The sequence below is a fragment of the Streptomyces sp. MS19 genome, from assembly GCF_047200595.1.
In the GTDB taxonomy this organism is placed as follows: Bacteria; Actinomycetota; Actinomycetes; order Streptomycetales; family Streptomycetaceae; genus Streptomyces.
On sequence record NZ_JBJZOH010000018.1, the window covers coordinates 1 to 14,131 of the forward strand.

Consider the following 14,131-nt stretch of genomic DNA (forward strand, 5'->3'; position numbering starts at 1 on the left):
GACGTGAGGTCAGGCGGCGTCGCGGCCCCGGTGGCCGTCGCCGGAGTCGTCGCCCCGGCCGTCCCGGTGCTCCCGTTCGTCGTGGATGCCCCTGCCCTCCTGGGCGTCCCGGTCACGCTGCTCGCCCGTGCGCTCGGGGCCGTAGCGCTCCTCGTACCCCTCGTGGTAGCCGCCCGTGCCGCGTTCGGGGCCCGCGTCGGACTCGTCCGGCGGGTGCTGCCACGGGCCGGGCCGCACCGTGTCCTCGGCCTGGACGGTGCGCTGCCGGGGCTCGGGCGCGTTGCCTTCACCCTCCTCGCGCTCCTTGCGACCCTGGCGGTCCTTCCGCTCCTTCCGCTCCTGGCGGTGGCGGCCGTGCTGGTGTCCGTGGCCCGCGGCGGCCAGCCGCGCGGCCCTCCGGCCCGGCATCAGCGCCGAGGCGAGCCACAGCGCGGCGCCGCTGATCAGCGCGAGCACGGCCGGGAACTTCAGGTTGCCGTCCCCGACGGTCAGGTTGTCGTCCACCTGGTACTGGCGCACCATCCACAGGATGGTGAAGCCCAGCACGATCAGGCCTGCGAGCGCCACCAGCCACCGGGACATCAGCAGCAGCCCCAGCAGTGTGACCGCCGCGGCGACGAGCATCACCAGGAACAGCCCGGTGAGCAGGTTCGCGTGGGAACGGGTGATCCCCTCGCTCGTGAACAGTTGCGTCAGCTTGTACAGCCGCCCGTCGCGTGAGCCGTACCAGTGGAAGAAGACACTGATGATGGCCGCTGCCGCGGCGAGGACGGCGAGCACGGTCCCGAGTGTGTTTCGCCACATGGCGAGCCTCCTCGACCTCTCTCGTCCTCCGATCGACGCTACGTGCGTCCGGCCGGGTCCGCACCCCGAGCGGCGGGAGCGCCACCGGCGGGCACTACTCTCAGCCGTCATGATCCTCGTGGCGCCGGGGCGCCTGATATCCCCGCTCACGGCCGTGACGACCCTCGTCGCCCTGGAGGCGCTGCGGGTCGCCGGGACCGTGTCGGGCGCGTCGGTGGCCGGTGCGCTGACTGTCGGCGCCGTGGCCGCGCTGGGCGGGCCGCTCGTCTGGTGGCTCGGGTCGCGCGCGGCGCTGCCCGCCGGGCTCGCCGCGGCGGCCGTGGCCCGCCTGGTCGTGCAAGTGCCGGGCGCGCAGGTGCCGTTGGTCGTCGCCGTGGCGGCCGGGCTCGCGCTCGGCGCGGTGCTGCTGGTCGCGCGCCGCTCCGCGCCCGGTCCGGTCGCGCGCGCCGTCGCGCTGGGTGTCGGTGCCGATGTCGCCCTGCGGCTGCCGCTGTCCGGTCTCGATCCCGTCTGGCGCGGCGGGGTGCCCGGCTGGGCGGTCGCGCTGCTGAGCGCGGCGGCCCTCGGCGTGGCCGCCGAGTACCTGCGGCGGCACCCCGTTCCGGCGCCGGACGAGCCGGTCGGCGACGCGGGTCTGGCGCTGCTGGGTCCGGCGCTGGCCCTGTACGGCGTCCTGCTCGGCTCGCCCGCGGTGCTCGCTGCCCGTGCCGGGCTCTCCTGGGACATGGCCGGACTGTGGATCACCGCGGGCACGGCCCTCGCCGTACTCGCCCTGACGCGTCCGCTGCCCGCGGTGGAGCGCTGGGTCTCGCCCGCTGTGGCGACGGCCGCCGTAGCCGTTCTGCTGCTGGCACCGTCCTGGCCCGCCGCGCCCGCCGTCCTGCTGGCCGTCGCGGCGCTTCCCCTGCTGCTGCGCCGCACGCTGGCCCTGCCGCTGCCCGCGCCCCTGGCCTCACCCCTGGCCGGGCCCGCGCTGGCCGGGGCGGGCGCCGGACTCGGGCACGCGCTGGTCGCCCTGCCGTCCGCCTCGCGGGTCGCCTTCAGCTCATGGGCCGCCCTGGTCGCTCTCCTGGTCGTGGCGGGCATCGGCTGCGCGGCGATCGCGGGGACGGGCCCCGCGCGCGTGGCGCCCGCCGCGCTGCCCGGCGCGTTCCGTTCCGTCGTCCTCGCCGCGCTGCTGCTGGCCCTCCCGCCGCTCGCCGGCGCGCTGCGTGCCGTCCCCGAGCCGCTGCCGACCGACACGGCGGGCGGCATGTACCGCCTCATGACCTGGAACATCCACTACGCCGTGGACCGCGACGGGCGGCTCGACCCCGAGGCGGTCCTCGACGTGATCCGCGACTCCGGGGCACACGTGGTCGTCCTCCAGGAGGTGCCGCGCGGCCGGGCGGCCGCCGGTGGCCTCGACCTGCGGACGTGGCTGGAGCGCCGCCTCGACGTCACGGCCGTCTGGTCCCCGGCCGGGGACCGCGCGAGCGGGAACCTCCTGCTCACCGGCCTCCCCGTCACCGCCGCCGACACGGGCGTCCTGCCCGGGGAGCGGTCCCACGCCGTCGTGGACCTGCGCCTCACGGACGGGGAGACGGCCCGCGTCGTCACCGCGCACACCGGTCCAGACACGGCCCAGCACGAGCCGCTGCTGCGCGCCCTCGACGGCGACCCGCACGCCGTGCTCGCCGGTGACCTCAACTCCGAGCCGGACTCGCCGGAGGTCGCCGCCCTGCTGGCGGCCGGGCTGCACAGCGCCCAGGACGGCGCGGACGGCCTCGCCGACCGCGACACCGCCGTGGGGCCGCCCCGCCGGGTGGACTGGATACTCGGCGGACAGGGCGTGGCGTTCGGCGACGTACGACTGACCGGCACCGAGGCCTCCGACCATCTCCCGCTCACGGCCACCGTCTACCTCGACTGACCGCGCGCCCGCGAGCGGAAACGGTTGGCGTGACCAATCAATAGAGGTACTGTTGGTCGCGCCAATCATTTCCGTGAAGGGCGGTCCCCGTGTCCCCCAGCCGTCACACCCCTGCACGCGCTCACCTGGCAAGCCTCGCCGACCTCGCCGACCGCCTGGATCTTGCGGAGCTGACCGCCCGGCTCGGCCACTGGTTGGACGACAAGGCGTTCGACGACACCGCGTCCCTCTTCACCCCCGGCGTCGTCGGGGAGTTCCCCGGCGGCGCGGTCGAGGGGGCGGACGCCCTTGCGGCCCACGCCCGCGGCAGCCACGCCGCCGAGGTCACCACCCACCACGCCACCGCCGGGGTCGCGATCGCGCTCGACGGCGACGAGGCCACCGTCCGGGCCACCCGGACCGTCACGTTCAACAAGCCGGGCCCGTCCGGCGAACCCGACTTCACGGTCGGCGAGCGCTACGACCTGCGCGCCCTGCGCACCCCCGTCGGCTGGCGCTTCACCCGCATACACGTCCACCCCGTCTGGCGCTCCTGACCCCGTTCCCCCGCCGCCTCAGTGCCGCACCAGGCCGCCGACCGCGACGGGAGGGACGTGCCCGGTCGCCGGAAGCGTCCGCGCCAGGGCCGGACCGGCATCGACCGGCGACGGCCGCCGCAGACCGGCGACCTCGGGGAGAGGGGTCCGGACGGGCTCGGCGATCTCCCCGCCCGGCTCCGGCCTCAGCCGGCCGCCGGTGACGCGGACCTGGTGGAAGACGCCGACGTTCTGGTGCTCGGGTCCGCCGCCGGGCACGGCGCGTTCGACCGCGGGGACGACCCGCGAGTCCACGCCGAGCAGGCGTTTCACCACCGCCTCGCAGCCGGTCTCCCCGGCGACCTCCCTGACGATCCCGCCGCCGGGGAGCGTCCCGTTCGGCTCGCGCCCCGGCGGCGCGTGGCAGGCGAGCAGCACCTTCCCGTCCCCGACGCACACGGCGTAGGCGGCCGACCGGAAACGCATCCCGTCAGCCCAGGCCGCCGGTGGCCCGGATGTTCTGGCCGGTGACCCACCGGCCGTCGGGTCCGGTGAGGAACGCGACGACGTCCGCGATGTCCGCCGGTTCGCCGAGCCGCCCCAGTGGCGTCAGCGCGGGCACGCGCTCCAGCGCCTCCGGCGCGTTCGCGGCCCGCAGCATGTCGGTGTCCGTCGCACCGGGCGAGACGGTGTTGACCGTGATGCCGCGCCCGCCCAGCTCCAGCGCGGCGACGGCGGTCAGGTGCTCAAGCGCGCCTTTGCCCGTGACGTAGAGGGCGATCCCGGGGGCGGGGCGCGTGGTGTTGAGCGTCGAGATGCTGACGATCCGCCCGCCCGCCCGCATGTGCCGCGCGGCGTACCGCAGCGTCAGGAACGCCGACTTGAGGTTGACGGCGAGCGCTTGGTCGAACGCGTCCTCCTCCGTCTCGGCCAGCGTGCGCGAGGGGAGGACGACGGCCGCGTTGTTGACCAACACGTCGAGGCCGCCGAGCAGTTCCGAGGCCCGCTCCATCAGGGCCCCGGCGGCGGCCGGGTCGGTGAAGTCGGCCCGCACGGCGTGCGCCGTCCCGCCGGCCGCCGCCACGGCGGACGTCACCCCGGCCGCCAGTTCCCGCGCTCGCGCGTAGCTGAACACGACCTCGGCGCCGTCGCGCGCGAGCCGTTCGACGATCGCGCGCCCGATGCCGCGCGAACCCCCGGTCACGACGGCGGCCTTGCCCCGGAGGGGCTGGGAAGAAGCTGACATGGCCCCGAGCCTCCCAGTGGGCGCAGCGTGGGGAAAGTCTTTTCTGCCGAGGGCAGGGCGGCGCGTATCGTCGCGGTATGCGAGACCACCGCCGCGCCCGCCGTCTCGTCGTCGGGGACACCCTCTGGTGGTGGAGCGTCCGGCACGACCACCGCCCCCCGGCCTGCCGCGAGAAGCTCTCCCTGCGCCGCGACGGGACGTCCGCGACGCTCCGCCTCGTCTTCCCCGGCGGGCCGGGCCGGATCATCGCGGACGGCCTGTCGCCCGGCGGCACGGTGGGCGGCGGAAGCCTCGTGCTCAACCTCCACCGGCCCGGTGTCGCCCGCCGCTTCCTGGACGCCGCGCTCGCGGACGGCCTGATGCCCACCGCGCGCGGCGCGGTGGAACACGACGGCTGGGCGCTCTTCGACACGTTCGCCGCCGCCGTGCAGCCTCGGGAGACTTGATCGTTTCCGTTGCTGCCGCATAGGTTCATGTCCTGTCAACAATTGCGACCGGGTGGCGGTGGACAGGCAGTGTCTGACGTGATTCTGATGCGCTCCCAAGTCGAGGAGCGGGCCGATCCCAACCCCTGGGCTTTGCAAGAAGAACTTTCGGCGGAGATCGATCCGGAGAGCATGGCGGACACCGCCGCCGCCTACCTCACGTGATGCCCAGGACGCCGGCGAGATCGACGGCGGGCGATGAATCTCGCCATCGGCGCGGAGCGGACCGCGTGGCACCTGATCCGGGACCAGGTCGCGGAAGCTCTGGACGATCACCGCCACAACGCCAGGGTCGAACCGCGGTAGCGGCGGCGCGGGGCCGGGGTTGTCAGACCCTCCCGTTACGCTCGGCCCCCGAGCGTCCGACCCGGTGCAGGGGCCAGGCCAGAAAATGGGTACGGTGTACCCGGATCTCTGGCACACTCGGTTCCTCCCCGGACCGCCACCGCCAAGGAGCCCCGCCATGCCCGACGATCCCACCGCGCCCCGGACCGCCGCCGCAGCGGACAGCCACTCGCTCATCGAGGTGCGCGGCGCGCGCGAGAACAACCTGCGCGACATATCCCTCGACCTGCCCAAACGGCGCCTGACCGTCTTCACCGGCGTCTCCGGCTCGGGCAAGTCCTCCCTCGTCTTCGGCACGATCGCCGCCGAGTCGCAGCGGCTCATCAACGAGACGTACACCGCGTTCATCCAGTCGTTCATGCCCAGCCAGTCCCGCCCCGACGTGGACGCGCTGCACGGTCTCAGCGCCGCCATCGTCGTGGACCAGGAGCGCATGACGGCCAACTCCCGCTCCACCGTGGGCACCGTCACCGACGCGTTCACCATGCTGCGGATCGTCTTCAGCCGCCTCAGCACCCCGTACGTCGGCCCGGCCACGAGCTTCAGTTTCAACGGCCCGGAGGGCATGTGCCCGCGCTGCGAGGGCACCGGGCACGTCACCGACATCGACATCGACCAGCTCGTCGACCGCGACCTGTCCCTGAACGGCGGCGCCATCACCGTGCCCAACTTCTCCGTGGGCAACTGGTACTGGCAGGTCATGGCCCAGTCCGGCCTCTACGACCCGGACCGCCCGCTGCGCGACTTCACCGAGCGGGAGTGGGACGACTTCCTCAACAAGCCCGCCACCAAGATCTCCGCCGGCTCCCTCAACACCACCTACGAGGGCCTGCTCGTGAAGGTCAGGCGCATCTTCCTCGCCAAGGACCGCGACGCACTCCAGCCCCACATCCGCGCCTTCGTGGACCGCGCCGTCGTCTTCACCACCTGCCCCGACTGCGACGGCAGCCGCCTCGCCGAGGCACCGCGCTCCGCCACCGTCCACGGCCGCACCCTCCCCGAGTGCGCCGCCCTCCAGATCAGCGACCTGGCCGAGGTCGTGCGCGGCATCGACGACCCGTCCGTCGCGCCCCTCCTCGCCTCGCTGCGCGGCCTGCTCGACTCCCTCACCGACATCGGCCTCGGCTACCTCAGCCTCGACCGCCCCTCCGGCACGCTGTCCGGCGGCGAGGCGCAGCGCGTGAAGATGGTCCGGCACCTCGGTTCCAGTCTGACCGACGTCACCTACGTCTTCGACGAGCCCACCACCGGCCTGCACCCGCACGACATCCAGCGCATGAACGGCCTGCTCCTCAGCCTGCGCGACAAGGGCAACACCGTCCTCGTCGTGGAGCACAAGCCCGAGGTCATCGCCATCGCCGACCACGTCGTGGACCTCGGTCCCGGCGCGGGCGCGGCGGGCGGGCAGCTCTGCTACGCGGGCGACGTCGCGGGCCTGCGCGCCTCCGGCACCCTCACCGGCCGCCACCTCGGGCACCGCGCCCGGCTCAAGGAGAAGGTCCGCACGCCCACCGGCGCCCTCACCGTGAAGGGCGCCGACCTGCACAACCTCCGCGACGTCACGGTGGACTTCCCGCTCGGTGTCCTGACCGCCGTGACCGGCGTGGCCGGTTCGGGCAAGAGCTCGCTGGTGCACGGCTACCTGGCGAAGGAGGACGGCGTCGTCGTCGCCGACCAGTCGCCGATACGGGGCTCGCGCCGCTCGAACCCCGCGACGTACACCGGGCTGCTCGGCCCGATCAGGAACGCGTTCGCCAAGGCCAACGGCGTGCGCGCGGCCCTGTTCAGCGCGAACTCGGAGGGTGCCTGCCCGCGGTGCAACGGCATCGGCCTCGTCTACACCGACCTCGCGATGATGGCGGGTGTCGCGTCGGTCTGCGAGCGGTGCGAGGGGAAGCGGTTCACGCCCGAGGTCCTCGCGTACACGCTGCACGGCCGGAACATCGGCGAGGTCCTGGACATGGCGGTCGAGGAGGCGGCCGAGGTCTTCACCGGCGGGCAGGCGCGCGCGATCCTGCGGCGGCTCTCCGACGTCGGCCTCGGGTACGTGCGCCTCGGCCAGCCCCTCACGACTCTGTCGGGCGGCGAGCGGCAGCGGCTCAAGCTGGCCATCCACATGGCGCAGGAGTCGTCCGTGTATGTCCTGGACGAGCCCACGACCGGACTGCACCTGGCCGATGTCGATCAACTGCTGGCGCTTCTCGACCGTTTGGTGGACGACGGCAACACCGTGGTCGTCATCGAGCACCACCAGGCCGTCATGGCGCGGGCGGACCACGTCATCGACATCGGTCCCGGCGGCGGACACGACGGCGGGCAGGTCGTCTTCACCGGCAGCCCGGCCGAACTGGTCGCGGCGGGCGAGACGCTGACGGCACGGCACCTGCGCACGTACGTCGGCGGCTGACCGCGCGGGGCGCGGTGAGGGAGGGCGGGCCGCCTGCGACCCGCCCTCCGGGTGCCCCGGCCGGACGCGCCGTACGGCGGCCTCGGCCGACGGGGTACCGGACCGGGGGAAGGGTCTGCCGGCACCCGGGCACTCCCAGGGCCACGGCGGTGGCCCGCGACGGCGGGCCACGGGGTCGTGCCCACCGTACGGTTCCGTATGTTACGGCTGCTGCGCGTCTCCGGGCAAAGTCCCCCGGCCGGTCAGGCCGGTCAGGGTCGGCTCCGTCGAGCACGGAGCGGTGGCGGACGTCGCATCGTGTCCGAAGCGGTCGGCGACCGCACCGGAACGCGACCGGCCCGGACGGCCCCCCTCCTGCCGTCCGGGCCGGCCGTCGTCCGGGCCGGGCGACCCCCCTCCGCGTCGCCCGGCCTCGGTGACCGGAGTGTCCGGCGGCTCCCCCGCAGCCGCCGGACACCTCCCGAGGTCCCGGCCGCGCACCCCTGTGCGACCGGACTCCTAGAGAATGGCAGCCCGCCATAAACAGGCGATAAACGCCGACAGCGGGCCCCGGAGGACCCGCTGTCGGCGTACGGGACGGAGTGCCCGTCAGCTACGGCTTCACTCGGCGTGGTCGTCCAGCGGCCGCTCGCCGTTCGCCCCGGGGTTGGTCGCGTAGGCGTCGCCCTGGCCGGGGTTGGTGGAGCGGGTGTCGCCCTGCCCCGGGCCCGTGGCGTGCAGGTCGGCGAAGGCCGAGCCGGCGCTCAGGCCCACCAGGGCCACGGCGATCGCGCCCGCGCCGAGCAGCTTCTGCGTACGGTTCACGCGGTGTTCCCCACTGTTCTGTGCGACGCGCCCCCGCCCCGCGAGGCGGAGACCGACCACGCGGGCTTCAACAGCCCGCCGCGATCTTCACGTTCGTACGGTAGTACGCGTGCGCAGTGCCGGACAGCAGCGGAAGCGGATCAACTCGCGCGCACCGCGACCAGCTTGCCCACGCGCGTTCCCGAGTGACGGCGCATGCGACGGTGGCGAGGCATCGCTACCGCGAACGGTCCACGTCGCGGCGTACGGAAAGCACGAACGGCCGGTGGCGTACCCCGGGCGGGGCCGCACCGGCCGCTCGTCCTCCGCCGTCAGTCGGCGGGCCCGCCGATGACGTGGCTGTCGGTCGGCTTCGGCGCGACACCGAGGACCTGGCCACCGAGGACCTGGCCGTCGGCGATGTGGCTGTCAGCGATGTGACTGTCCTCGGCTCCGGCTATGTGGCTGTCCGCCAGCGCGGGCGAGGCCACGGCCAGGGTGAGGGCAAGCGCGCCGCCGACGGCGGCAAGTCTTCCTAAGCGGTTCATCTCGGAGACTCCTGGGTCGAGTTCGTGACGGATGTGTGCTTGGCCGAATCGTTGGTGGAGAACATGCCCAGCTCCGACGCGGGAGGAACCGGCCGCGACGGCGGTACCCGTCCCGGCCGGTTCCTCCACGGATGGCGGCGTCAGCCCTGGGGCTCGCTGACGATGTGGCTGTCGGTCGGCTTGGGGGCCTTGGGCGCGGTGGGGCCTGGGGTGCTGACGATGTGGCTGTCGAGCGGCCGGATGGTCCCGTCGGTGCCTTCCGGCTCGCTGACGATGTGGCTGTCGGTCGGCTTGGGGGCCTTGGGCGCGGTGGGGCCTGGGGTGCTGACGATGTGGCTGTCGAGCGGCCGGATGGTCCCGTCGGTGCCTTCCGGCTCGCTCACGATGTGGCTGTCGGCCGGCTCGGCCACGGCCGGCTCATCCAGAGACCCGGGGTCCAGCGGCTTGACGTCGGTCATGGTCAAACTCCGTTCGTACGGCAGGACGGACGGCAGGACCCGCGGGGACTCCCCCGTGACCACAGCGGGACGCTGCCTGGCAACCACCGCTCCGGACCGGGTGGTTGGGCACCCGACAGTTCCACCCGCCGATAAACGATCGGTAAATAGGCCGGATCGGTGGTTTGAGGCTTCAGACGACGACAGTGCCGATAAGGTTCCGCAGTTCCGCGGCTTCCGCCCGGCCCAGGGCCGCGTAGGTGGAAAGCGCCTGTTCCCAGCAGGCGCGGGCACGCCCCGGCTGGCCGACGCCGTCGAGGGCACGGCCGAGCAGTGTCAGGGTGTCCGCCTCCCGGCGGGGGCCGTCGACGTGCCGGAGTTCGGCCAGTGCCCGTTCCGCCAGGCCCGCCGCCTGGGCAGGGAACCCGAGGGTGAACTGGATACTGGCCAGGTGGTGGTAGGCCATCCCGGTCCACAGCCGCTGCCGCGTCTCACGGAAGATCGCCAGCGCTGTCTCGAACTCGCCGGTCGCCGCCTCGTACTCACCTGATCCCATCAGCGCCAGACCCAGCGCGTACTGGCCGTTCGCGAGCCGGAGCCGTGATCCGACGGCGCGGTAGAGCGTGACCGCCTCCTGAGCCAGCCCGACGGCCTTGCCGGGGTCCCCGATCGTCAGATGGACGCGGGAGAGGTTGCTGACCGCGCTGGCCTGCCCCGAGATGTTGTCCTGCTCGCGGAACGCGTCGCGCGCGCGGGAGAGGTACTCCCGCGAGTCCTCGTACAGCCCTCGGTAGTAGGCGATGATGCCGCGCTCGTTCAGGGCGTGGGACGCGGTGACCGGGTCCTCGGCCGCCACTCCCAGCAGCAGCGCGTGCTTGGCCTGCTCCTCCGCGATGTCGACTCGCTCCGCGAGGCTGTGCGCATGGGTCAGCGCGATGCGGACACGCCCCTCGGCCAGCGCGTCCCCCGAGCCGTCGATCTTTTCGAGCACCGTCTCCGCAGCCCTGATGAACTGCCTCGCGTACGCGCCGGACTCCGCCAGGTCCCGTGACATGACGAGGAGATCGGCGATCTGCCGGGCGTGCCCTGCCCCGCCGGACGCCTGGAGGACGCTGCCGAGCAGGCTGTCCGCCTCGCCGAAGAGCCAGTCCAGGGCCGGGCGTACGCCGTCGAAGCGGAGGCCGGGACGGTCCGGCTTGTGCATGTGTTCCACCGTCGCGTCCCCCGGGCGTTCGAGCGCGTAGACCTCCGACGCGGTCGCCAGGTAGAAGTCGAGCAGGCGGGTGACGGCGGCCGTCCGTTCGGCCGGGGGTTGTTCGTCGCGTTCGGCGCAGGCGCGGGCGAAGAGACGTACCAGGTCGTGGAAGCGGTAGCGGCCGGGGGCGGCCGACTCCAGGAGCGAGGTGTCCACGAGCCCTTCGAGCAGTTCCTCGGCCTCCTCCACGTCCCGGTCGAGCAGCGCGGCCGCCGCGTGCAGCGAGATGTCGGGCCCGGCGGCGAGGCCGAGCAGCCGGAACGCCCGCGCCTGCGCCGGCTCCAGCTGCCCGTACCCCAGCTCGAACGTCGCCTTGACCGCCTGGTCGCCCGCCTGGAGCTCGTCCAGCCGCCGCCGTTCGTCGCTGAGCTTGCGGGCGAGGACGGAGACCGTCCACGTCCGGCGCGCCGCGAGCCGCGAGGCCGCGATGCGGATGGCCAGCGGCAGGAAGCCGCACGCCGCCACCACGTCCATGGACGCCTCGCGTTCGGCGCTCACCCGCTCCTGGCCGACGATGCGGGTGAAGAGTGTCAGCGCCTCCTCGGGGCTCATGACGTCGAGGTCCACGAGGTGCGCGCCCGCCAGGTCCACCATGCGCATGCGGCTGGTGATCAGCGTGGCGCAGCTCGGCGTGCCGGGCAGCAGGTGCCGGACCTGGGCGGCGTCCCGGGCGTTGTCGAGCAGTGTGAGCATGCGGCGGCCGTCGAGCAACGAGCGGTAGAGCCCGGCGCGTTCGGCGATGCCGTCCGGTATGGAGCTGTCGGGCGTGCCCAGGGCGCGGAGGAACGCGCCGAGCACCGTCTGCGGATCGGCGGGTGTCGCGCCCGCGCCCTGGAGGTCGACGTAGAGCTGTCCGTCGGGGAACTGGTCGCGCGCCGCGTGGGCGACCTGCACGGCGAGCGTCGTCTTGCCCACGCCGCCGATGCCCGCGACGGCCGAGACCGCCATCACCTGCCCGCCCGCCGTGGCCAGTTGGGCGCCCAGTTCGGCGACGAACGCGGCCCGGCCGGTGAAGTCGGGCACGGCAGCCGGGAGTTGGGCGGGCCGTACCAGCACGGGGACGGCCGGCGCCGCGGGCGCGGCGGCGTTCAGGGTGGCGTCGGCGTTGAGGATCCGCTGCTGGAGGTCGGACAGTTCGGCGCGCGGCTCGACGCCCAGCTCGTCGATCAGCAGCCGCCGCGCGTCGGCGTAGACGGCCAGCGCTTCCGCCTGCCGGCCGCTGCGGTACAGCGCCAGCATCAGCAGCTCGCGCAGCCGCTCCTGCAACGGGTGCGTCGTGGTGAGCGCGGTCAGTTCGGACACGGACTCGGCGTGCAAGCCGGCCTGGAGGCCGATGTCGAGGCGTTGTTCGACGATGCCGAGGCGCTGCTCGGCGAGGCGGGCGCGCTGGAGTTCCGCCTCGGGTCCCGGCACACCCCCGAGGGCTTCGCCGTCCCACAACTCCAACGCCTGGCCGTACAGTTCGTGCGCCCGCGTGAGGTCGCCGGACGCCGCGCACTTGTCGGCGGTGGCGGTCAGCCCCGTCACCGTGTCGATGTCCAGCTCGTCCTCGGGCTCCAGCCGCAGCGCGTAGCCCCCGTACTCGCTGACGAGCACCGACTGCCGCGCGCCGAACGACTTGCGCAGCCGCGACGCGTATGTCCGCAGCGCCGCCAGCGCCTGCTGCGGCGACTCCTCGCCCCACAGCGCGTTGACGAGGTCCTGCGCCGTCGCGGCCCGGCCCCTGCGGAGCAGCAGGGCGGCCAGCAGGGCCCGTTGCTGAGGCGAGCCGGTCGGCAGCGGCCGGTCCCCGTACCGGGCGCGGACCGGTCCGAGCACGGCGAAGCGCAGCGCAGGAGTGAGCCCCCCCGTGGTCCCTTCGGCATCGACCATGGCGTCCTCTGCTTCTCAACCTCATTAACGTATGGGGCGAACGTGGAAGTCTATCGGCCTGGGGCGCCTTGGAGGAAGACGGGATTGGTCATCCCGGCCATGGCCCCCGCCGGTTCGTCCCCGTGCCGCACCTCGGCCCGTACGTGTGCGGTCGCCGCGGCCGTTGTGTGCCACATCACCGTACCGCTACCCGAGGTGGGCAGCCGGACACCGAGGATTACGCCCTGGTCGGTAACGAGCCGCGCCGTCCCGCCCGGTACGCCGGTCACGTCGAGCCGTACGGTCACGGGCGCGTCCGGCGCGGTGGCGAGGCGTTCGCCGATCCCGGCCGTCGCGCCCGCCGCGTCCGTCGCGTCCGTCGCGCTGAGGGCGAGCGTGACGGCGGCCGACTCGGCGAGGTAGCTGCGCCCGGCCGCGAGGCCCGCCAGGATCGCCGGGCGGCTCAACTCGTCGGCCAGGACGACCGTCTGCGGCAGGCCGATGACCTGCGGCTCGCGGTGGCTGTCGCTGTTGCCCATGGCGGGCAGCCAGCGGCCGTCGTCCCGGGTGTGCAGCAGGCCGCTCCACGTGGCGAGGGCGGCCTCGTCGTCGGGGGTCCACGGCCCGTTCCACACCTCGACGGCGTCCGCGTCCGCGAAGCCGAAGCGCCAGGAGCAGCCGACGCACGCGGCGTGCGGGTGCGCGGGGACGACGACGCCGCCCGCCGCGCGGATGTCCCGCGCGGTCGCGGCCCAGGACGTGTCGCGGGCGCGGTGCCTGAAGTCGAGGAACGTGCCGGGCTCGACGCCGAGCGCGAGGCAGTGCCCGTTGCGCGTCGTCACCTCGATGCCGCACAGGATCAGCAGGTCGTCGCCCCACAGGCCGTCCCATGCGCCGTGGCCCGAGGGGGAGTTGTGCTCGGTGGTGGTGAGGAAGTCGAGCCCGGCGGCCCGTGCGGCGGCGGCGACCTCGGCGGGGGTGCGGCGGCCGTCGGAGTACACGGTGTGCAGGTGGCAGTCGCCGCGGTACCAGGCGCGGCCGCGCCCGGCGGCGCGTTCCGGCGGGTACGCGGGCGGCGCGGGCGCGTCCTCGGGCGGGCCGTACTCCAGCGTGACGGTCAGCTCGTAGTCCACGCCGCCGGGCGCGACGGTGTACGGGCCGAGGACGACGTGCCACGTCCCGGCGTCCACCGGGCCCGGCAGGTAGCCGGGGGTCGCGCCCGCCGCGCCGACCGTGAACGTGTCGCGCGCCCCGCCCGACCAGCCGCGGAACCCCTCGGGGCCGGTGCCGCGCGCGTCGAACAGGCCGATGTCGAGGCCGTTCCCGTACGTCCCCGGCGGCACCTCGGGCCGGTCGTACCGGTACGCGGCGGTGAGCCGCCGCACCCCCGGCGGCACCTCCACCGGTACGTACACGAAGTCCGGCGCCCCCGGAGGCAGATGCCCGCGCACGGTCCGTGTCTCGCTGCCCGCTCCGGTCGCTCCTGCGAAATCCACAACGCGAGGCTAACGGCGATCGCGGCCCGAGGCACCGTGTCCGGATG

Annotated in this window: 13 protein-coding genes; 5 read left to right on the forward strand and 8 right to left on the reverse strand. The window is 73.9% G+C overall.

Features of this window, described 5'->3' with window-relative positions:
* Positions 1–9: 9 nt before the first annotated feature.
* Complete coding sequence (locus tag ACL02R_RS18155; RefSeq protein WP_412797974.1) at positions 10–804, reverse strand: hypothetical protein; 795 nt, start codon at positions 802–804, stop codon at positions 10–12.
* Positions 805–913: 109 nt separating this feature from the next.
* On the opposite strand from ACL02R_RS18155, the gene ACL02R_RS18160 reads away from it, so the two are divergent.
* Together ACL02R_RS18160 and ACL02R_RS18165 are read left to right on the forward strand one after the other, a co-directional pair.
* The gene (locus ACL02R_RS18160) at positions 914–2,716 is read left to right on the forward strand and encodes an endonuclease/exonuclease/phosphatase family protein (RefSeq protein WP_412797975.1); all 1,803 of its coding nucleotides are present in this window, start codon (positions 914–916) and stop codon (positions 2,714–2,716) included.
* An 89-nt stretch (positions 2,717–2,805) separates the two neighbouring features.
* Positions 2,806–3,252, forward strand: coding sequence for a nuclear transport factor 2 family protein (locus ACL02R_RS18165; RefSeq protein WP_412797976.1), 447 nt, complete (start codon positions 2,806–2,808; stop codon positions 3,250–3,252).
* Positions 3,253–3,270: 18 nt separating this feature from the next.
* Here the strand turns inward: ACL02R_RS18165 and ACL02R_RS18170 are convergent, their stop codons facing one another.
* Complete coding sequence (locus tag ACL02R_RS18170; RefSeq protein ID WP_412797977.1) at positions 3,271–3,717, reverse strand: NUDIX hydrolase; 447 nt, start codon at positions 3,715–3,717, stop codon at positions 3,271–3,273.
* Between the two features lie 4 nt (positions 3,718–3,721).
* Positions 3,722–4,477 carry an SDR family oxidoreductase gene (locus ACL02R_RS18175; RefSeq protein WP_412797978.1) on the reverse strand — a complete coding sequence of 252 codons (756 nt, stop codon included), beginning with the start codon at positions 4,475–4,477 and terminating at the stop codon, positions 3,722–3,724.
* A 77-nt stretch (positions 4,478–4,554) separates the two neighbouring features.
* Between ACL02R_RS18175 and ACL02R_RS18180 the strand changes: the two genes are divergently transcribed.
* The 3 genes from ACL02R_RS18180 (at position 4,555) to ACL02R_RS18190 (ending at position 7,714) form a co-directional block, all read left to right on the forward strand.
* Positions 4,555–4,923: a hypothetical protein gene (locus tag ACL02R_RS18180; RefSeq protein WP_412797979.1), complete on the forward strand. Its 369-nt coding sequence runs from the start codon at positions 4,555–4,557 to the stop codon at positions 4,921–4,923.
* A gap of 69 nt (positions 4,924–4,992) precedes the next feature.
* Positions 4,993–5,127, forward strand: coding sequence for a hypothetical protein (locus ACL02R_RS18185; RefSeq protein WP_412797980.1), 135 nt, complete (start codon positions 4,993–4,995; stop codon positions 5,125–5,127).
* Between the two features lie 298 nt (positions 5,128–5,425).
* On the forward strand, positions 5,426–7,714 hold the full coding sequence (locus ACL02R_RS18190; RefSeq protein ID WP_412797981.1) for an ATP-binding cassette domain-containing protein: 2,289 nt from the start codon (positions 5,426–5,428) through the stop codon (positions 7,712–7,714).
* 600 nt (positions 7,715–8,314) lie between these two features.
* Here the strand turns inward: ACL02R_RS18190 and ACL02R_RS18195 are convergent.
* The 5 genes from ACL02R_RS18195 to ACL02R_RS18215 form a co-directional block, all read right to left on the reverse strand.
* The gene (locus ACL02R_RS18195) at positions 8,315–8,518 is read right to left on the reverse strand and encodes a hypothetical protein (protein WP_412797982.1); all 204 of its coding nucleotides are present in this window, start codon (positions 8,516–8,518) and stop codon (positions 8,315–8,317) included.
* A 311-nt stretch (positions 8,519–8,829) separates the two neighbouring features.
* Positions 8,830–9,045: a hypothetical protein gene (locus ACL02R_RS18200; protein ID WP_412797983.1), complete on the reverse strand. Its 216-nt coding sequence runs from the start codon at positions 9,043–9,045 to the stop codon at positions 8,830–8,832.
* Between the two features lie 140 nt (positions 9,046–9,185).
* On the reverse strand, positions 9,186–9,503 hold the full coding sequence (locus ACL02R_RS18205) for a hypothetical protein (protein WP_412797984.1): 318 nt from the start codon (positions 9,501–9,503) through the stop codon (positions 9,186–9,188).
* Positions 9,504–9,675: 172 nt separating this feature from the next.
* Positions 9,676–12,609 carry a BTAD domain-containing putative transcriptional regulator gene (locus tag ACL02R_RS18210; RefSeq protein ID WP_412797985.1) on the reverse strand — a complete coding sequence of 978 codons (2,934 nt, stop codon included), beginning with the start codon at positions 12,607–12,609 and terminating at the stop codon, positions 9,676–9,678.
* A 50-nt stretch (positions 12,610–12,659) separates the two neighbouring features.
* Positions 12,660–14,084 carry a CehA/McbA family metallohydrolase gene (locus ACL02R_RS18215; RefSeq protein WP_412797986.1) on the reverse strand — a complete coding sequence of 475 codons (1,425 nt, stop codon included), beginning with the start codon at positions 14,082–14,084 and terminating at the stop codon, positions 12,660–12,662.
* Between the last annotated feature and the right edge of the window lie 47 nt (positions 14,085–14,131).